The organism is Faecalibacterium sp. i21-0019-B1, assembly GCF_042852915.1.
Lineage (GTDB): Bacteria > Bacillota > Clostridia > Oscillospirales > Ruminococcaceae > Faecalibacterium > Faecalibacterium taiwanense.
This window is the reverse complement of record NZ_AP031425.1, coordinates 2,112,827-2,130,303: the sequence shown is the minus strand read 5'-3', so window position 1 is coordinate 2,130,303 and position 17,477 is coordinate 2,112,827. Positions and strand designations below refer to the sequence as shown.

The window sequence follows — 17,477 nt, the reverse complement described above, 5'->3', positions numbered from 1 at the left end:
TGTGGGCGAAAATGCTGGCAATGTATCTGGCAGTTCTGGATGACCGGAGCAGCGAAGAACAATTTATAGATGTATATAATACCTACAAACGGCTGGTCTACCATACCGCTTACAAAATTATGGGCGATTCGTATCTGGCAGAAGATGTACTGCAAGAGGTGTTTTTGTACGTTGCCAAAAATTTTTCTAAAATTCATCGAGAAAACTGTCACGAACTCGCTGCTTATCTCGTTAGTTGTAGTAGAAGCCGTGCTTACGATATGCTTCGCAAGCAGCAAGAAGAACCACTGGAAGAAGTCCCGGACGCACCAGATGATGCCCCGGTGCCGGATGATGCAGCAGTCAGCGCCGATAACATCCAACATCTGACAGAACTGATTGGGCAGATGAAGCCGATGTACCGTGATCCACTGCGCCTTTTGGCGATGGGCTACACCAACCGGGAGATTGCCGAATCGCTTGGACTGACGGACGAAGTGGTTCGGATGCGGCTTTTCCGTGGAAGAAAACTATTGTGGAAGGAGTTGAACCACCATGAGTGAGCAGACAGAAGTTTCTTTTGACACTGCGTTGATGATGGCACTCCATGCAGATGCACAGAAAGAACTGAACGAGCTACCAACTCCGGCGCAGCTTAAAGAACGCTACCCGGACACTTCCCGATGGGATGCCCGCCTGCAAGCGGCGTTGCATAAACGCCGCCCTGTGCTGAAACGAGTGCTTATTGCGGCCCTGACGCTGGTAATTTTAACTCTCGGTGCGCTTACAGTAAGTGCGGACTTCCGCAAGGCAGTCTACACGATGATTCAGAAGTTCTTGCCGATTGAGATGCAGCTGACGTATCAAGTGGACGGAGAGCCATTAGAGCAGCTTCCCGATGCGTATAGTGAACATTATGTACAAGTCGGATTTTGGCGTGACTATACGCAAGGCTATGATAAAAAGGAAACATTCTCTCATGCGTATGTTAATGCTGCCGGAGAAATCTATTTTGTGGATTGTTCAATTATAACCGCATACGGACAGATTGAAACATTCGATAATGAACATACCGTTTATACAACTGTAAAGATTGGAGATAAGGAAGCAACACTTGGAACAAGTGAGATTCCGGGGCAGGTCACCTGTTATATTTTGGTTTGGGAGGATGCTGGTGTTTCCTGCACAATTATGGGCGATGGTTCATTGGATGAGTTGATGAAGGTTGCAGAAAGTATTTATTAACGGCAAAATGCCTAGATATTTGTAGATGAGCACAAATGTGAGGATGGATTTTTGTTTAAGTAAACAAATTTGGGAAATCCTGCAACAAATGTGTTGGTTGCTGCGTTGTCTAAGTAAAAGCTTCTGATGGAAACAAACGGGAGGTGTATGCTCTATATGAAAAGGAGCTTCATTGCAATTTCGGTTGCGACAATCATAGGATTGTCAGCTTGCGCAACAAAAGTATCCTCTTCAACTTCTATGAACTCTCCTATATCGACATCGGTGACAAGCGAGCAGGAATTTTTATCTAATCTTGAAAACGCCAGCACAAGCCAAATACTGCAAAAGCTTAAAGAATCGGATGGTGGGTATACAGAAGATTGCTTTTCGGTGTTGACAAATCGTCTTATCAAATTCCCTCAAGACACACTGTATGTGTTGAAATATGACAAACTGATGAATGATAAAGACTTTCAGCAGCTTGTTTTATCCGGCATAAAAACAGAGCTTCCCTATAGAGGATCGGATGAAGAAAGAAATACGCTTTATCAGTATCTGGAATCCATCACTACTGATAAAGAATATGGACAAATCGCATCAGATATTTTAGGAGAACAAGCTGAAAACAAGGAGAAACCAAATCGGCAAATTGAATTTCAAACTGAAGAATTAGGACAAGCGAGCAGTGTTATTTCAATCGAACTTCCGCAAGGGTGGAAAATTCAAAAGAGAGAACAAACGCAACGTGCTGAAAATAAACCACTTGCTCTTGCAAGCCTGAATCCGTCTTATCCAGTATATGATATTTATGACAAAAATCATGTGTTGGTTGGCGCGGTTGGATACAGTACCTATGAACCATATGAAGGTGATAGAGATTCCGTGCAGATTGTTTACTCTGCACTTCGGCTAGGATCGGTTTACAGGTTTGACACGGATAATAAATACGATGTGATACAAACCACGGAACGCGGAACGACTGCACTTACAACGGTAATTTTTCAAGATGGTGCAAATTCAGAACCAGTAAACAATTTAGGCGTTCTCGCTTATGATAACGAGAAAGAATGCTTTGTTGCAATTGAACTTGAAGCAAGTTCTGTGTCGGAAAGCCAGGCATTGGAAATTGCAAAATCAATTCGCTTTTAGACATGATGGGAATAACGGTGTATAGGTGCCAGCAGATTAAGGAGAACAACTGTGAACAAAGTACCGTACTTTATGTCATTGCGGTACAGTCCTTGAAACCGGCAACGCTCCGAGATACTTTGACAGCAAGCCAATGGAGCGGTATGTGGTTCTTTTCTCTGGCATTTTTCGCCGTCATTTTTATGGAAATGCTGTCTGATTTCTTGCTGGTTACAGAACGCCGCAATACATGGAAAGCGTTAAATGGAAATGTCAGCGAAGCCGAATTTCACAATCTTCAGCAAATTGTCTTGTGCGAAAATCAGAAAGTTTCCATTGAGAAAAAACTTGCAAGTACGATACTACTGGTTCTGATGATATGTGCAACTGCTGCATTTGTATGGCTCACTTTTTGGTATAAGGTTTTGTTATGAAAGAGATAATTATTGAACCACATATTGGAATTGGACAATTAAAATTAGGCATGACATCAGATGAATTAGAAAATGCTCTTCTACAAATGAAGAAACAGTGGTCGAATTCTTCTGATGAAGCAATGCAAATGGAATGTTGTGCGGAAACCGATGACCCTAATTTGATAACCGGACGATATATGGATAATGATTCGTTCTTTCTTGTGCAGTATCGGAACGGAAAAGCTGCTGAAATCGGCATCCAGCGTGATTTGTCTAAAGTGGCATCAATAAAATTGTTCGGGATGGATATGTTTAATACAGCCGCCGAGTGTATTATTGATAGCTTAATGAAAAAGGACAACGTTATTTGCAACGAAAAGGACTTGCAACTGGGAACGGAATATTTTTTTCCCGAAATTGGAGTCCGACTCTGGAGAGAGCGAGCATTTCATCCCAAACTGTTGAAAGACCCGCTATACATGGAAGAAATGCAGGCGGTATTAGAAGATGAATACCAGTATCAGTATTTTCAGATGGTTACTGTGATGGGTTGAATTGCTAACGATTAATGGGATTTGATATAACTTTTCCGCTTGTAGTACATAGCAACGAACGCAGCTATCTGCTAATATGGGTGAACTAATTTGAAGTATTTTATTGACGAAGATCAAAGAAAAGCCTCACACAGCAGCTGCTATTTGGAATTTCAACAAGGGCAGTATCACGACAAGTGCTGGCTTGACACATCTATTAGCATCAGTGATGAAATATGGAATAGCCGCCACGTTTCAGATCTGATTCTTGAAGTGATTCCAGAGTTTGACTTTTATGGAATGACAATCGTTACAAAAGTACAATGGGATAATATTTTAACAAAAAGTCAATCGGATGGATGTACTTGCAAAGAGATTATTGCAGAAGCAGTTCCTTGGGCAGCAAAGTGTTTTGAAACGAATGATGTGTTCACTATCATAGGGATGTGAGTCGAACTTTCTCGGAGAATAACAGTGATACACAAAGGAGAGTGTAACATGAAAAAAATTCTTACAACAATCGTATCGGTAAGCATATTTATTGTTGGAATTTTGCTTATACTTTGTGCGGACACTAATTTTTTATGGTATGCCTTTAATCAAAATGTTCGCCTTACAGTAGTTGCAGGGATTCTCATTGCACTTGTTGGTGGCGTTGGTGTGATAATGAATCTTTGGTGTATTCTAAAAGAATTGTACAGTAAATAGTTTATTGAAGGTTAAACTTCCAGTCTGCCATGGTCGCAGCCAAGAGAGATAATATTCAAGCTTACTACTCAGCAAAAGCTGGGCACACTCCAAGAATTTATTATAGAGGGTGAATATCCAGCACTTTGAACAATTTAACGATGAATACATTGTGCAATATGGAGAATTTCATTTGCGCGTTCACCTCGAATTGACTTGCAACGCAAAATACGTTACAATAAAATCGAGGTGATAACCATGGAAAAAACGATGACACTCAATCTCCGTGTCAACCCGACCGTTAAGCAGCAAGCCGAGGATGTGCTGAAGCAGCTCGGCATCCCGATGGCAACCGCCATTGATATGTACCTGCGCCAGATCACCCTGACTGGCGGCATCCCCTTCTCGCTGTCCCTGCCGAAGGCTCCTGCGGCTCTGAACGCTGATACCATGACCGATGACCAACTCCATGCAGCCTTGCAGGTGGGCATTAAGGAAATCCAGAACGGTGATACCGTGGATGCTGCAAGCGCATTCGCACAGTTCAGGGAACAGCACAGATGAAGCAGTATGACGTAAAAATTTCCCATGCAGCCCTCAGTGATATGGAGCAGATTTACAGCTACATTGCTGACCGTCTGCTGGAACCTGACACGGCTATGGGGCAGTATAACCGCATTGCGGAAGCCATCCAGTCGCTGAACATCCTGCCGGAACGCTGCGCGCTGGTGGAAAGCGAACCAGAGCGCACCCAAGGGCTGCGGCAGATGCTGGTGGACAACTACTCGGTGTTCTACATCGTGGGCGAGGATGCGGTGTCAGTGGCTCGTGTGCTGTACAGCGCATCCGACCTTGTGCGCCGCCTACGGAGAATGAAGTGAAAGAGGTGTTTGCATGACCGCCGTGATTTACGCCCGCTATTCCAGCGATAACCAGCGTGAGGAATCCATCGAAGGCCAGATTCGTGAATGTACGGCTTATGCCGAAAAGAACGGCATTACCGTGGTCAAGCACTACATTGACCGTGCCCTTTCCGCAAAAACCGACAACCGCCCGGATTTCCAGCAGATGATCAAGGACAGCGAAAAACGGCTGTTTGACATCGTGCTGGTCTGGAAACTTGACCGTTTTGCCCGAAATCGCTATGATTCGGCCCACTATGAGTACCAGTTGGAACGAAATCATGTCAAGCTAGTGTCTGCCACGGAGCCCATCTCTGACAGCCCTGCGGGTATCATGGTCAAGAGTATGCTCACCGGCATGGCTGAATACTACTCGGCAGAGCTTTCTGAAAAAGTCGTGCGCGGCATGACCGAGAATGTTCTGAAGGGCAAGTACAACGGCGGCACGATTCCCATTGGTTTTAAGGTGGATGAGGAGAAGTTCTTTCAAGTCGACCCGCTGAAAGCTCCCTTTGTGGTAGAAGCCTTTCAGCGGTACAACGATGGCGCAACTATGAAAGAACTGATGAACTGGCTGAACGACAGTGGCGTGACCACCAACCGCAACCAGAAGTTCACCTACAACAGTGTTCAGACGCTGCTGACGAACAAACGGTACATCGGAGAAAACCACTTCAAGGACATTGTGATGCCCGACAGCATCCCGGCCATCGTGGACAAGGACTTGTTTGAAGAAGTGCAGCAAAAAATCAAGAAGAACAGCCGCGCTCCTGCCCGTCACAAGGCCGAGGATGATTACTTGCTCACCACCAAGCTGTTCTGTGGAATGTGCGGTGCGATGATGTTCGGCGAGTGCGGTACGGGTAGAAACAAGGTCGTTCATCATTATTATAAGTGCGCTACCGCGAAGCGTTTCAAGACCTGCAAGAAAAAGACCGTCCGTAAAGAGTGGCTGGAAGATTTGGTCATAGCTGAAACCATGAAGCTGATTCAGGACGATGCCGTGATTGATGCCATCGTTGCGGAAGTGATGGAGTTGCAGGATCAGGAAAACACCACTCTCCCTTTGCTGGAAAAGCAGATGCGCGAGGTGGAGAACGGTATTGAGAATATGCTGAACGCCATTCAAGCAGGTGTGCTGACCAATTCCACCAAGTCGCGTTTGGAAAAGCTGGAAGCCCAGCAGAAAGAACTTGAGGTTCGGATCGCCGAAGAAAAAATCGCTCGGCCACGGTTGAGCGAAAATCAGGTTCGTTTCTGGCTGACCCGGTTCCGCAAGCTCGACCCGAACGTGAAAAGCCACCGGGAGACGCTTATCAATACATTCGTGAATGCGGTTTATCTCTATGATGAAAAAGTTTTGATTACATTCAACTACAAAGACGGCACAAAAACCATCACTTTCAATGAAATCGCCGCCAAAGATGCCCCAGAGGGCAATGGTTCGGATTTGGGTTGCTTCGCTCCACCAAAAAACCTCAACGTATGAAAGTACGCTGAGGTTTTTGTTTTGCGACAAGGCTAAACTCATCGGGCGGGTGGATTCGAACAGCATCGGCCCTCCGAATAGTCCGGAGGGCAAAAAAGCCCCTGCGGGGCTTTTTTAGATGCGCGGCTCGCGACATCCACCCGCGCCCACCAAAAAAGCTCTAGCGTATTTAGTACGTTAGAGCTTTTTGTTTTGCTTGTGCGTGAGGCCCACAAATGCAGGTGGATTCGAACAGCTGCGGCGATGTCGTTGAAGACGGCGCAAAAACAGCCCCGATGGACCGTCAGGTTCACCGGGGCTGCTGCTATACCATAATTTTGTTGACGTTAACATTTTCGTGATGCCGCGAAAACATCACATGTAGGATATCTGTTTGTGCCGCCGTTACTCTTCCGCTGCAGCTTTGGATTCGTTCACAAAGGCGGCGATCTTATCCACCTGAATTTCGGCAACAGCACGGCCGGTCTCGTAGACGCGGCGCAGCTGGACCGGATCGCGCTCCATGGAGCCGATCTCCAGCGGGATGGGCGGGCGGATGACGAACGCCTTGCCGGTCTGCTCCAGCATGGCAATGTGATCCAGCGTTTCGTTGTAGCGCTCGTGACGGTCGGCAACGGCTTCCACGAAAGCGGGGTAGCGCATGTAGCGTGCCCGGATGACGGGCAGCATCTTGTTCTTCTTTTTCACAAAGCCCTTGGGCTGGGTCAGCACAATGAGGTTGCGTTTGTAGCCGATGGACTCGAAGAACCGCACGGGGATGGAATCGGCAATGCCGCCGTCCAGCAGCTGATAATGGCCGATCTTTACGATCTTGGCCGCCAGCGGCATGGAAGCGGATGCCTGCATCCACTGGATATCCTCGGCATCGCCGGTGCGGCACTTGTGATAGATGGGGTCGCCGGTACGCACATCGGTGCACACCACAAAAAAGTCCATGGGGTTCTCTGCAAATGCCTTTGCGTCGAACACGTCCAGCTTTTCCGGCACGGTGTGGTAGCAGAACTGCTCACTGTACAGGTTGCCGGTGCGCAGCAGGTTGCCGAAGCTTGCGTAGCGCTTATCGTTGCAATATTGGGTGTTGTAGCGGATCACACGGCCGATCTGATGGGACTTGTAGTTGCAGCCGAACACCGCACCGGCCGAAACGCCAATGGCACCATCCAGCACGATGCCATGCTCCATCAATACATCCAGAACACCGGCGGTAAACATGCCGCGCATGGCACCGCCTTCCAGCACAAGACCCGTTTTCATATATGCTCTCCCCTCCTGTGTGCCGGTGCACAGATGCCGGACACACCTTATATTAACTACAGTATACTCGAATCTGTAAAAAGTACAAGAGCGGAAAACCTATAAATTTATCAAGAAAACCTCTTGCCAAAGGAAAGAGCATCCGGTATACTAAGTGAAATAAAAAGAGAAATATGCGCTGCAAACGCATGGGCATGGAAAAGATCAGGTTGGAGGAACTGCTGCACTATGAAGATGCTGGAAGATCGTATTCGCAAAGATGGTATCGTACGCGAGGGCAATGTGCTCAAGGTGGATAGCTTTATCAACCACCAGATGGACATTCCGCTGTTCCGGGAGATGGCAAAGGAGTGGAAGCGCCTGTTTGCAGGCAAGCCCATCAACAAGGTGCTCACCATCGAGGCCAGCGGCATTGGCATTGCAGCCATCGTGGCCAGCGAGTTCAACGTGCCGGTGGTATTTGCCAAAAAGTCCATGAGCATCAATCTGGACTACAACAACTACGAGACCAAGATCCAGTCCTTCACCCACAAAAAGATCTACAATGTGATCGTCTCCAAAAAGTTCCTCACCCCGGAAGATCATGTGCTGATCATTGACGATTTCCTTGCCAACGGCTGTGCCCTGATGGGCCTGCTGGATCTGGCCCAGGAGGCCGGTGCCACAGTGGAGGGCATCGGCATTGCTGTGGAAAAGGGCTTCCAGCAGGGCGGCGAGCTGATCCGCAGCAAGGGCATCCAGCTGGAGAGCCTTGCCATTGTGGAGTCCATGAACAGCGAGACCGGCGAGATCGTCTTCCGCGAGCAGCCGCAGCAGAATTAAACAAAAAAACATTGCAGCCCCGGGAAAGTCGGAAGACCTTTCCGGGGCCGTTTTTTGCTTACGCACCGTCAAAGCTGTCACCGTCGGCGGGCAGGTCGGCAGCGGTCTGGGCGGGATCGGTATCGGTTTCCGGTTCCACGGCGCGGGGCACGCCCTTGTACACCAGCGTCTGTTCCAGCACCTCGGCGCACACCGGGGCTGAAAGGCTGCCGCCGGCAGTCGTCCAGCTGTGGGGTTCGTCCAAGCACACCAGACACAAAAACTGCGGGTCGTCAATGGGAGCCACGGCCACAAAGCTGGCAATACGGGCTTTTTCGTCGGCGCTGTCCAGCTTCTGGCTGGTGCCGCTCTTGCCGCCCACCCGGTAGCCTTGGATGCGGGCATTGCGCCCGCCGCCGTAGAGCACCACGGCTTCCATCATCTCACGCATGGTTTCAGAAGTTTCCGGTTTGATCACCTGCCGCCTGCACACCGGCTCTGTGTGCTGAAGAATGCTGCCGTCCGGGTTCAGGATATCGCTGACAAGATAAGGCTGCATCAGCCTGCCGCCGTTCACCACAGCGCACACGGCTGCGGCCATTTCCATATAGGAGATCTTGCTGCTCTGGCCGAAGGCGCAGGAGGCCAGCTCCACCGGCCCCATGCGGTCGGCGGTGTAGTACAGACTCTTTTTGGGTTCGGCGGGCAGATCGACCCCGGTTGGCTCCCGCAGGCCGAAAGCGGCAAAGTAATCGCAGAAGGCTTCCTTGCCCAGCCGCGCGCCGATCTGGATAAAGCTCTGGTTGCAGGAATTTTCCAGCGCCTGGGTCACGGTCTGGCTGCCGTGGCGCTTGTGGTTGGCGCAGTGGAACCGTGTGCCCGCCACCGAGATGGACTCGCCGCAGTAAAAGGTGGAGTTTTTGCTCACAGCCCCGGCATCCAGCGCGGCGGCGCAGGTGATGAGCTTGAACACGCTGCCCGGCTCGTACAGGTCGCTGACGGCCTTGTTGCGCCACTGGATCTGCTGGGCCAGCTGCAGGGCGGCAGCGCGCTCGCTGCCGGTAAGGGCATCCACGGCCTTGCGGGCGGCTGCATCGTAGATCACGCGCGGCTGGTTCGGGTCGTAGGCAGGCGTGGTGGACATGGCCAGCACGGCCCCGGTGTTCACGTCCATCACGATGCCCACGGCGCGCGCCGCCACATGATGCTCCTTGACCGCATAATCCAGCGCGTTTTCAAGGTAATGCTGGATGTTGGCATCGACAGTCAGCCGCAGGCCGCTGCCTTCCAAGGGCACTTTTTCGGTCTCGTAGCTCTGCTCCAGTGTGTAGCCCCAAGCGTTGACGGCGGTGAGCACCACACCATTCTGCCCGGTGAGCACATCGTTATATTTCAGCTCCAGCCCGCTCACACCGGCGTTGTCTACATTGGTAAAGCCCAGCACACTGGCCAGAAATTCCCCCTCCGGGTACCAGCGCTTGGAGTCCTGATTGATGCGGATGCCGGTGATGCTGTTCTCTTCACAAAAATCCCGCACACGGTCGGCGGTGTCGCGCTCCACGCGGTAGCGCAAAAGGCAGTCGTTGGAGGTGCGGTCACTGAATTTTTCCATCAGCTTTGCTTCGTCCAGCTCCAATATTTCCGCAAGGCCCTGCGCGGCAAGGCTGAGCTTTTCCTCCGGCATCTCGCGCGGGGAGGCCCGCAATGTCCAGCAGCTGCTGTTGGCGGCCAGCAGTACACCGTCGGCGCTGTAGATACGGCCCCGGTCGGCAGGCACCACAGTATCGCGCAATTGCTGGCCGAGGGCGCGGTTCGTATACCAGCCGCCCGCAAACAGCTGCAGATACGCCAGCCGCGCGGCAAGCCCCGCAAAGCAGACGCAGCACATCAACGCGGCCACCAGCCGTGCCCGGGCACGGAATGTCCGTTCCGGCAGGGTGCGCAAGGGACGCGGCTCCGGTTTTGGCATGGCAGGCACCTCCTTCTCTGGGCAAGTGTATGCGCCGGTGTGCCGGGGATATGACTAACCGGCACTGCCGCCGCGTACAATAAAGGAACGGAGGTGATACGGATGCACAAAGCTGCTGCCCATGCAAAGCGCGGCCTGCCGCTGCGGCATCTGCCGGCCATGGACCTGCCGTTTCTGGTGCTGGTGCTCACGCTGGTGGGCTTTGGCCTTGTAATGCTGGGCAGTGCCAGCAGTGCAGTGGCGCTGTACCGGCGTGGCGATGCTTTTGCCTACCTGCGGCCGCAGCTGCTGTATGCTGCGCTGGGCATCGGGGCCATGTGGGTGGCAAGCCGGGTGGACTACCATGTTTACCACAAGCTGGCATGGCCGCTGCTGGCGCTTTCAATGGTACTGCTGACGGCGGTGCTGTTCATGCCGGAGTACAACGGCTGCAAGCGCTGGCTGGTGCTGCCGGGCCTGGGTACACTGCAGCCCAGCGAGATCGCCAAATTTGCGGTGGTGCTGGTGTTTGCGCATATCATTGCGCTCAACCACGACCGCATGGGCAGCTTTGCGGTGGGGGTGCTGCCCTTTGCACTGGTGCTGGGAGCGGTGGCGGTGCTCATGCTGCTGGAACCGCACCTCTCCGGCACCGTGCTCATTTTGGGCATCGGCGCGGTGCTCATGTTCGTGGGCGGCACCGGCCTCAAGTGGTTCGTGCTGGCCGGGGCGGGCGGTGCAGCGGCCATTGGAGCTGCCATCATCATTATGCCGGACCTTGTGCCCTACGCTGCCAGCCGTCTCAGCTCATGGCTGGACCCCTTTGCCGACCCGCTGGGCGACGGCCACCAGACCATCCAGAGCCTGTATGCCATCGGCTCCGGGGGCGCGGCGGGCCTTGGCCTTGGCAGCAGCCGCCAGAAGCACCTGTTCGTGCCCGAACCGCAGAACGACTTCATCTTTTCCATCCTGTGCGAGGAGCTTGGCTTTGTGGGAGCCTGCGCGGTGATCCTGCTGTTTGCGCTGCTGCTGTGGCGGGGCATCACGCTGGCGGCGCATGCACCGGATCGGTTCGGTGCGCTGCTGGTAGTGGGCTTTGTGGTGCAGGTGGCCCTGCAGGCAGTGCTGAATATGGCAGTAGTCACCAACACCATCCCCAATACCGGCATCAGCCTGCCGTTTTTTTCCTCCGGCGGCACCAGTCTGATGATGCTGCTGGGCGAAATGGGCATCGTGCTGTCGGTGTCCCGCGGGGAGACATAAAACCGGGCGTTCCCTGCCATAAAACGACAGCATCCTCTGCCGGTTCAGCTACAAATGACCGGACAAACAAATGGCACAACTGCAGACAAAATAAACAAAAAGCCTTCGCGCCGCATAGCATGAGGTATCTTTTGCGGAACGGGGGCTTTTTGCATGGGCGGAGATCTTATCATCACAGGCGGCATGCCGCTGAACGGCACAGTACACATCCCGGCAGCCAAAAACAGCGTGCTGCCGCTGCTGGCAGCGGCCCTTTTGTGCAATGGCACGGTGCGTTTTCTGCAGGTGCCGCATCTTGCGGATGTGGACACCAGCGTGGAGCTTTTGCAGGGTGCGGGCTGCACGGCCCGCTGGCAGGGCAGCGACATCACGGTGCAGGGCGTGCCTTCCACCTGCCGCCTTGCGCCGGAAGCCGCTGCGCGGATGCGGGCATCCATTTTGTTCTGCGCACCGCTTCTGGCACGGCTTGGCCGGGTGGAAACGGTGCTGCCCGGCGGGTGCCGCATTGGTGCAAGGCCGGTGGACCTGCACCTTTCCGGCCTTGCGCAGATGGGCGTGCACTGCCGGGAGGAGGGGGAAAGGCTGATCCTGACAGCGCCTGCCGGGCTGCACGGTGCGGACATTACACTTGGGTTCCCCAGCGTGGGTGCTACCGAGACCCTGCTTCTGGCAGCAGCTGCGGCGCAGGGCGAGACGGTCCTGCGCGGGGCCGCACGAGAACCGGAGATCAGCGATCTGGCAGCATTCCTGAACCGCTGCGGCGGCTGTGTACAGGGCGCGGGCACCAGCACCATCCGGGTGCAGGGCAGACGAATGCTGTATAGCTGCAGCTTTGCGCCCATGGCCGACCGCATCGTGGCATCCACCCTTGCCTGTGCCTGCGCGGCGGCAGGAGGCCGGGTGGAACTGACTGGCTGCAGGCCGGAGACCTACGCACCGCTGTTGGAAATTCTGGCACAAATGGGCTGCAGGGTAGAAACAGGGCCGGAAAGTGCGGTCATTACCCGGCTGGGCGCGCTGCACGGCGCGGGCAGAGTGTTTACCGGGGTATACCCGGCACTGGCAACAGACGCAGCGCCGCTGCTTGCTGCTGCCATGCTTGCCGCCGACAGCGCCAGCAGCATCGAGGATGTGGTGTTTGAGCGGAGATTCGGCTGTGCAGAGGGTTTTGCGGCTTTTGGAGCCGCTGTGCAGGTGCAGGGACGCACACTGGACATCCGGCCGGTGCGGCAGCTGCAGGGCGCGTGTGCACGGGCTGCGGACCTGCGCGGAGGCGCGGCACTGGTGGTGGCCGCGCTGGCGGCAAGGGGACGGAGCCGCATTACCGACACCGGTTACATCGACCGCGGATATGCCGGTTTTGCACAGATGCTGGCGGAACTTGGTGCCCAAATTGAGCGGGAAATGCCGCGGGAAAGCGCCAGCGAGAAAAAAACACCTTCAAAAAAGCAAAATTGACTTGCATTCAGGGCAAAAAGATGATACGATACAGTTATATAAGTGTAAGCAGATAATTTCTGTGCGCTATGCGCAGTTTTACGATAAAATCCGATGGAGGACAAAGTTATGGCACTCATGCTCGATGAAGAAATGGACGAAAACGTTACGACGATCAAGGTGATCGGCGTGGGCGGCGGCGGCGGCAACGCTGTCAACCGCATGGTCAGCGACGGCCTGCAGGGCGTCGAATTTATCGCAATGAACACCGACCAGCAGGCTCTGGCCAAGAACCACGCTGCCACCAAGGTGCAGCTGGGTTCCAAGCTGACCAAGGGCCGCGGTGCCGGTGCAGACCCCGAGATCGGCCAGCGCGCCGCTGAAGAGAGCAAGGACGAGATCGCAAATGCGCTCAAGGGTTCCCAGATGGTGTTTATCACTGCCGGTATGGGCGGCGGAACCGGCACCGGTGCAGCACCCGTTGTGGCCGAGGTGGCACATGATCTGGGCATCCTGACCGTTGGCATCGTCACCAAGCCCTTCTCCTTTGAGGGCAAGCGCAAGATGGGTCTGGCAGAGCAGGGCATTGCAAACCTGCTCATGCATGTGGACAGTCTGATCGTCATTCCCAATGAGCGCCTGAAGATGATCAGCCAGGAAAAGATCACTCTGATGAATGCCTTCCAGGCAGCCGATAACGTGCTGCGTCAGGGCGTTGAGTCCATTTCCGCTCTGATCAATGTGCCTGCCTTCATCAACCTGGACTTCGCCGACGTGCGCTCCATCATGAAGGATGCCGGCTACGCACACATGGGCGTGGGCAGCGCCAAGGGCGCAGGCAAGGCCGAGAACGCCGCAAAGGCTGCTATTTCTTCTCCGCTGCTGGAGACTAGCATTGCCGGTGCACACGGCGTGATCATCAACATCACTTCCAGCCCGGACATCGGTCTGGAGGATGTGGAGACCGCAGCAGGTCTCATTACCCAGAGCGCACATCCCGATGCAAACATCATCTGGGGTACTGCGTTCGACGAGAACCTCTCGGACGAGATGCGTGTGACCGTGGTTGCTACCGGTTTTGACAACAAGAGCGCAAGCGACCTGCGCAGCAGCATCAGCAATGCAATGGGCGGCGCACAGTCCACTCCGTCTGCTGTGTTCAGCAGCGAGACTGCAAGCCCGGCAGCTTCTGCCGCAGGCGGCGCTGCACCGGCACCCACTGCTGAAAAGCCCGTGGAAGAGGACAACAGCGATAATGGCTATTACGACCAGCTGATGGCCATGCTGAACAAGCGCAGATAAAAGGCTGGCCGTCATAAGCGGATCAGGCGTATCGGATGGATCGGAGGGACACCATGGCGCAGGGCAGGCAGCAGAACAATGGTTCGCGGCAGCGCTGTGCCCAGTCTGCCGCAGCAAAGGCTCCGGCAGAGCCGCCGAAGGCGGTGTGTGCCCAGCTGGAGCAGATGAACCGAAAGCTGGCAGCGGCCAGTGCGGAAATTTTGCGCTATCAGACCCGTCTGTTTGCCTGTGAACGGCAGATGGCCGCGCTGCGGCAGGAAAATGCCCAGCTGGAAGCGGCCTGTGAGCAGGCGCGGCAGGAGGCTGAGTGCGCGGGCGCTCATGCAGAGCAGCTGCGTCAGGAGCTGGCCCGCCATGCGGAAGCTGTGCGGCCTGTGCCGGTTGCGGCGCATACGCCCCCGCAGCCGGAACCATCGGCAGCGCAGAGTCCGCGGCCGGAGCCGGAGGCCGAACAGCCTCCACAGCCCGGGCCGGAGGCTCCGCAGCCTGCTCAGCCGGACTGGAAGCCCCAGACCAGATTGGAGCACCTCTCGGTGGAGCTGATGAACTGGTTCGACGATATGATGGGCGCATGACGGAAAGCCGGATGATCTGCAAAAAAAAGCAGATATGAGTGAAATGAAAAGCTGCTGCAAAGCGCAAAGCTGTTGCAGCAGCTTTTTTTGTGGTCCGGTAGGAAACGGAAGACCCTGCGGCCGGAAGTACAGGAGCGAGGAGCGGTTGAGATGGAACCAAAACAGAAAATACTGATCGTGGATGACTCGGAGATCAACCGCGCCATGCTCAAGGAGATTCTGGGTGAGGGCTACGAATATCTGGAAGCCGAGAACGGCCTGCGCGCGATCGAAATTCTGCGCAGACGCACCGATATCGCGCTGGTGCTGCTGGACCTGATCATGCCGGAAATGGACGGCTTTGATGTGCTGCGGGTGATGCAGTGCTATGCATGGCAGGAGGAGATCCCGGTCATTGTGATCAGCGCGGCAGAGGACAACCGAAGCGTCGAGCGCGCCTATGATATGGGCGTGGCCGATTACATCCGCCGCCCGTTCGAGCGGGTCATGGTGCTGCGCCGGGTGAAGAATGCGCTCATGCTTTACGCAAAGCAGAAGCGCCTTACCCGCCTTGTGACCGATCAGGTGTACGAAAAAGAGCACAACGGTGTGCTGATGATCAGCATTCTGAGCCATGTGGTGGAGTTCCGCAACAGCGAGAGCGGCCAGCATGTGCTGCACATCCGCACCCTGACCGGCCTGCTCCTGCATCAGCTGGCGCAGAAGACTGACCGCTACCAGCTGGATGAGAGTGATATCTCGCTGATCAGCACAGCATCGGCGCTGCACGATATCGGCAAAATCATGATCCCGGAAGAGATCCTGAACAAGCCCGGCCGCCTGACAGAGGAAGAGTACGCCACCATCAAGACCCACACCACCGAGGGTGCCAGGATCCTGAAGGGGCTTGCCATCGGGCAGGACGAACCGCTGGTAAAGGTGGCACACGCTATCTGCCGCTGGCACCACGAGCGGTGGGACGGCGGCGGCTACCCGGACAGGCTCAAGGGCGACGAGATCCCCATTGCAGCACAGGTGGTGGCACTGGCCGATGTGTACGACGCACTGACCAGCGAGCGCTGTTATAAGCAGTCCTACAGCCACGAAAAGGCCGTTGACATGATCCTGCACGGCGAGTGCGGCAGCTTCAATCCGCTGCTGATGGAATGCCTGAAAGAATCCTCGGAGTTGCTGCGCACAGAGCTGCAGCGCTCGGAGTATGACCGCGGTTTCCGCCACGAGACCCGCCGCCTTTCGGAGGAGATCCTGCACCGCGAAGCTCTGCCCCGTGAGGATCGTGCCCAGCGCCTGCTGGATCTGGAACGGGAGCGCACCGCTTTTTATGCCGAGCAGCGCGGCGGTATTCAGTTCGATTACGATATACTCAGCGGCAGCGTGACCGTGGTGAACCGCTACGAGGATCCGGTCAACCGAACCCAGAAGCTGGACTTTGATAAGGGCATGGGCCTGACATTTCTCTCCGGCAAGGACCGCCGCAAGCTGCTGGATGCCATTGCAGCCGCAACGCCGGAAGAGCCGGATGCCGCATTCTCGGTGCTGATCGCGGTGGATCAGGAATACCGGCTGCACCGGCTGGTGATGCACACCATGTGGAGCCGCGCCGGTGTGCGCCACTGCGTAAGCGTGGTGGGCCAGATCACAGATGACCATGCCCGCCTGCAGGAGCTGATGCTGGGCGATGTGAACAGCGACCAGCCGGAAGCACTGCTGGAACGCCTGAAGGGCATTTTTGACATCGTGCGTCTGGTGGACCCGGAAAGCACCAAGGTGCTGAGCCTGGGCAAGGATGGCCGGCTGACCGAGATGCCCGGCATCTGCCACATGGTGTGGAACAAATCGGGCCGGTGCGAAAACTGCATTTCCAGTAAGGCCCTTGCCCGCAAGGAATCCCTGAACAAGATCGAGTTCAAGGACGATCAGGCTTATTTTGTCATGGCAAAGTATGTGGAAGTGGGCGGACGCGGCTGCGTGCTGGAAATGGTGTCCAAGCTTTCGGACGGACGCTGGCTGGATATGGGCGGCCGCCGGATGCTGCTGGACCGCGGCTCCAACTTTGACCGCAGCGCCTTTGTGGATTCGCTGACCGGAGCATACTCCCGCCAGTACTTCGAGTGCTTCCTTGCGGAGAGCAAACAGGTGGAAGGCGTAGTGATGATCGACGTGGATCACTTCAAGGAGGTCAACGACCGGTTCGGCCATCTGGTGGGCGATAAGGCCCTGCAGAGCGTGGCACAGTCCATCCTGAGCAACCTGCGCCAGACCGATGTGCTGGTGCGCTATGGCGGCGATGAATTCCTGCTGCTGGTGCCGCACATCCGGCCCGGGGAACATGTGATACAGCGCGTGCGGGAGGCTGCGGCCAGTGCCAGAGTGGAAGGCTACCCGGAGCTGGAGCTTTCGGCCAGTGTTGGCGGTGTGTGCGGTGTGCATCCGCTCACCGAGGCCATCCGTCAAGCGGACGTAAAAATGTACCAGAATAAGGCCGAGCGCAAAAATTAAACAAAACAAAGCCCGGACAGGCTGCAGTATCGCACTG

18 protein-coding genes are annotated in these 17,477 nt (G+C 54.8%); 16 read left to right on the top strand and 2 right to left on the bottom strand.

Annotation, left to right across the window (positions count from 1 at the left end; translation table 11 throughout):
- The first annotated feature begins 11 nt into the window (after nucleotides 1-11).
- The 10 genes from ACGHP1_RS10615 (at nucleotide 12) to ACGHP1_RS10570 (ending at nucleotide 6,361) form a co-directional block, all read left to right on the top strand.
- A complete protein-coding gene (locus tag ACGHP1_RS10615) occupies nucleotides 12-542 on the top strand; it encodes an RNA polymerase sigma factor (RefSeq protein WP_390509390.1) in 531 nt (176 codons plus the stop codon).
- On the top strand, nucleotides 535-1,224 hold the full coding sequence (locus ACGHP1_RS10610) for a DUF4367 domain-containing protein (RefSeq protein WP_390509388.1): 690 nt from the start codon (nucleotides 535-537) through the stop codon (nucleotides 1,222-1,224). Before ACGHP1_RS10615 ends, ACGHP1_RS10610 begins: the two co-directional genes overlap by 8 nt.
- Before the next feature lie 156 nt (nucleotides 1,225-1,380).
- Complete coding sequence (locus ACGHP1_RS10605) at nucleotides 1,381-2,355, top strand: hypothetical protein (protein WP_318177123.1); 975 nt, start codon at nucleotides 1,381-1,383, stop codon at nucleotides 2,353-2,355.
- Between the two features lie 92 nt (nucleotides 2,356-2,447).
- Nucleotides 2,448-2,768, top strand: a complete 321-nt coding sequence (locus ACGHP1_RS10600; RefSeq protein WP_242983423.1) for a hypothetical protein — start codon at nucleotides 2,448-2,450, stop codon at nucleotides 2,766-2,768.
- Nucleotides 2,765-3,304: a hypothetical protein gene (locus ACGHP1_RS10595; RefSeq protein WP_149794785.1), complete on the top strand. Its 540-nt coding sequence runs from the start codon at nucleotides 2,765-2,767 to the stop codon at nucleotides 3,302-3,304. Before ACGHP1_RS10600 ends, ACGHP1_RS10595 begins: the two co-directional genes overlap by 4 nt.
- Nucleotides 3,305-3,394: 90 nt before the next feature.
- The gene (locus ACGHP1_RS10590) at nucleotides 3,395-3,733 is read left to right on the top strand and encodes a hypothetical protein (RefSeq protein ID WP_143405991.1); all 339 of its coding nucleotides are present in this window, start codon (nucleotides 3,395-3,397) and stop codon (nucleotides 3,731-3,733) included.
- A 48-nt stretch (nucleotides 3,734-3,781) separates the two neighbouring features.
- Nucleotides 3,782-3,991, top strand: coding sequence for a hypothetical protein (locus tag ACGHP1_RS10585; protein ID WP_390509384.1), 210 nt, complete (start codon nucleotides 3,782-3,784; stop codon nucleotides 3,989-3,991).
- 237 nt (nucleotides 3,992-4,228) lie between these two features.
- The gene (locus ACGHP1_RS10580; RefSeq protein WP_035393314.1) at nucleotides 4,229-4,534 is read left to right on the top strand and encodes a type II toxin-antitoxin system RelB/DinJ family antitoxin; all 306 of its coding nucleotides are present in this window, start codon (nucleotides 4,229-4,231) and stop codon (nucleotides 4,532-4,534) included.
- Nucleotides 4,531-4,851: a type II toxin-antitoxin system RelE/ParE family toxin gene (locus ACGHP1_RS10575; protein ID WP_015537812.1), complete on the top strand. Its 321-nt coding sequence runs from the start codon at nucleotides 4,531-4,533 to the stop codon at nucleotides 4,849-4,851. Before ACGHP1_RS10580 ends, ACGHP1_RS10575 begins: the two co-directional genes overlap by 4 nt.
- A gap of 13 nt (nucleotides 4,852-4,864) precedes the next feature.
- Nucleotides 4,865-6,361 (top strand): recombinase family protein, encoded by a 1,497-nt coding sequence (locus tag ACGHP1_RS10570; protein WP_390509381.1) that lies wholly within the window; start codon nucleotides 4,865-4,867, stop codon nucleotides 6,359-6,361.
- Nucleotides 6,362-6,745: 384 nt separating this feature from the next.
- Here the strand turns inward: ACGHP1_RS10570 and ACGHP1_RS10565 are convergent, their stop codons facing one another.
- Nucleotides 6,746-7,615 carry a patatin family protein gene (locus ACGHP1_RS10565; RefSeq protein ID WP_097775237.1) on the bottom strand — a complete coding sequence of 290 codons (870 nt, stop codon included), beginning with the start codon at nucleotides 7,613-7,615 and terminating at the stop codon, nucleotides 6,746-6,748.
- A gap of 228 nt (nucleotides 7,616-7,843) precedes the next feature.
- Between ACGHP1_RS10565 and ACGHP1_RS10560 the strand changes: the two genes are divergently transcribed.
- Entirely contained in the window at nucleotides 7,844-8,437 is a 594-nt protein-coding gene (locus tag ACGHP1_RS10560; RefSeq protein WP_005944437.1) for a xanthine phosphoribosyltransferase, read from the top strand.
- A gap of 58 nt (nucleotides 8,438-8,495) precedes the next feature.
- Here the strand turns inward: ACGHP1_RS10560 and ACGHP1_RS10555 are convergent, their stop codons facing one another.
- Nucleotides 8,496-10,385 (bottom strand): peptidoglycan D,D-transpeptidase FtsI family protein, encoded by a 1,890-nt coding sequence (locus tag ACGHP1_RS10555; RefSeq protein ID WP_390509378.1) that lies wholly within the window; start codon nucleotides 10,383-10,385, stop codon nucleotides 8,496-8,498.
- Nucleotides 10,386-10,487: 102 nt separating this feature from the next.
- On the opposite strand from ACGHP1_RS10555, the gene ACGHP1_RS10550 reads away from it, so the two are divergent.
- The 5 genes from ACGHP1_RS10550 to ACGHP1_RS10530 all read left to right on the top strand — a co-directional run bounded on the left by ACGHP1_RS10550 (nucleotide 10,488) and on the right by ACGHP1_RS10530 (nucleotide 17,440).
- Complete coding sequence (locus ACGHP1_RS10550) at nucleotides 10,488-11,627, top strand: FtsW/RodA/SpoVE family cell cycle protein (RefSeq protein ID WP_118526354.1); 1,140 nt, start codon at nucleotides 10,488-10,490, stop codon at nucleotides 11,625-11,627.
- 153 nt (nucleotides 11,628-11,780) lie between these two features.
- Nucleotides 11,781-13,085: a UDP-N-acetylglucosamine 1-carboxyvinyltransferase gene (locus tag ACGHP1_RS10545; RefSeq protein ID WP_349137969.1), complete on the top strand. Its 1,305-nt coding sequence runs from the start codon at nucleotides 11,781-11,783 to the stop codon at nucleotides 13,083-13,085.
- Nucleotides 13,086-13,193: 108 nt separating this feature from the next.
- Nucleotides 13,194-14,366: a cell division protein FtsZ gene (gene ftsZ / locus ACGHP1_RS10540; protein ID WP_044954030.1), complete on the top strand. Its 1,173-nt coding sequence runs from the start codon at nucleotides 13,194-13,196 to the stop codon at nucleotides 14,364-14,366.
- Between the two features lie 53 nt (nucleotides 14,367-14,419).
- Complete coding sequence (locus ACGHP1_RS10535) at nucleotides 14,420-14,941, top strand: hypothetical protein (protein ID WP_120079991.1); 522 nt, start codon at nucleotides 14,420-14,422, stop codon at nucleotides 14,939-14,941.
- A gap of 150 nt (nucleotides 14,942-15,091) precedes the next feature.
- The gene (locus tag ACGHP1_RS10530; RefSeq protein WP_390509375.1) at nucleotides 15,092-17,440 is read left to right on the top strand and encodes a diguanylate cyclase; all 2,349 of its coding nucleotides are present in this window, start codon (nucleotides 15,092-15,094) and stop codon (nucleotides 17,438-17,440) included.
- Nucleotides 17,441-17,477: the final 37 nt, after the last annotated feature.

What these genes read in the sequence shown, in the direction of transcription:
- ACGHP1_RS10595 (WP_149794785.1), top strand. Translation starts at nt 2,765, where the DNA reads ATGAAAGAGATAATTATTGAACCACATATTGGAATTGGACAATTAAAA.
- ACGHP1_RS10535 (WP_120079991.1), top strand. Translation starts at nt 14,420, where the DNA reads ATGGCGCAGGGCAGGCAGCAGAACAATGGTTCGCGGCAGCGCTGTGCC.
- ACGHP1_RS10550 (WP_118526354.1), top strand. Translation starts at nt 10,488, where the DNA reads ATGCACAAAGCTGCTGCCCATGCAAAGCGCGGCCTGCCGCTGCGGCAT.
- ACGHP1_RS10585 (WP_390509384.1), top strand. Translation starts at nt 3,782, where the DNA reads ATGAAAAAAATTCTTACAACAATCGTATCGGTAAGCATATTTATTGTT.
- ACGHP1_RS10570 (WP_390509381.1), top strand. Translation starts at nt 4,865, where the DNA reads ATGACCGCCGTGATTTACGCCCGCTATTCCAGCGATAACCAGCGTGAG.
- ACGHP1_RS10555 (WP_390509378.1), bottom strand. Translation starts at nt 10,385, where the DNA reads ATGCCAAAACCGGAGCCGCGTCCCTTGCGCACCCTGCCGGAACGGACA.
- ftsZ (WP_044954030.1), top strand. Translation starts at nt 13,194, where the DNA reads ATGGCACTCATGCTCGATGAAGAAATGGACGAAAACGTTACGACGATC.
- ACGHP1_RS10560 (WP_005944437.1), top strand. Translation starts at nt 7,844, where the DNA reads ATGAAGATGCTGGAAGATCGTATTCGCAAAGATGGTATCGTACGCGAG.
- ACGHP1_RS10530 (WP_390509375.1), top strand. Translation starts at nt 15,092, where the DNA reads ATGGAACCAAAACAGAAAATACTGATCGTGGATGACTCGGAGATCAAC.
- ACGHP1_RS10545 (WP_349137969.1), top strand. Translation starts at nt 11,781, where the DNA reads ATGGGCGGAGATCTTATCATCACAGGCGGCATGCCGCTGAACGGCACA.
- ACGHP1_RS10615 (WP_390509390.1), top strand. Translation starts at nt 12, where the DNA reads ATGCTGGCAATGTATCTGGCAGTTCTGGATGACCGGAGCAGCGAAGAA.
- ACGHP1_RS10580 (WP_035393314.1), top strand. Translation starts at nt 4,229, where the DNA reads ATGGAAAAAACGATGACACTCAATCTCCGTGTCAACCCGACCGTTAAG.
- ACGHP1_RS10610 (WP_390509388.1), top strand. Translation starts at nt 535, where the DNA reads ATGAGTGAGCAGACAGAAGTTTCTTTTGACACTGCGTTGATGATGGCA.
- ACGHP1_RS10605 (WP_318177123.1), top strand. Translation starts at nt 1,381, where the DNA reads ATGAAAAGGAGCTTCATTGCAATTTCGGTTGCGACAATCATAGGATTG.
- ACGHP1_RS10565 (WP_097775237.1), bottom strand. Translation starts at nt 7,615, where the DNA reads ATGAAAACGGGTCTTGTGCTGGAAGGCGGTGCCATGCGCGGCATGTTT.
- ACGHP1_RS10575 (WP_015537812.1), top strand. Translation starts at nt 4,531, where the DNA reads ATGAAGCAGTATGACGTAAAAATTTCCCATGCAGCCCTCAGTGATATG.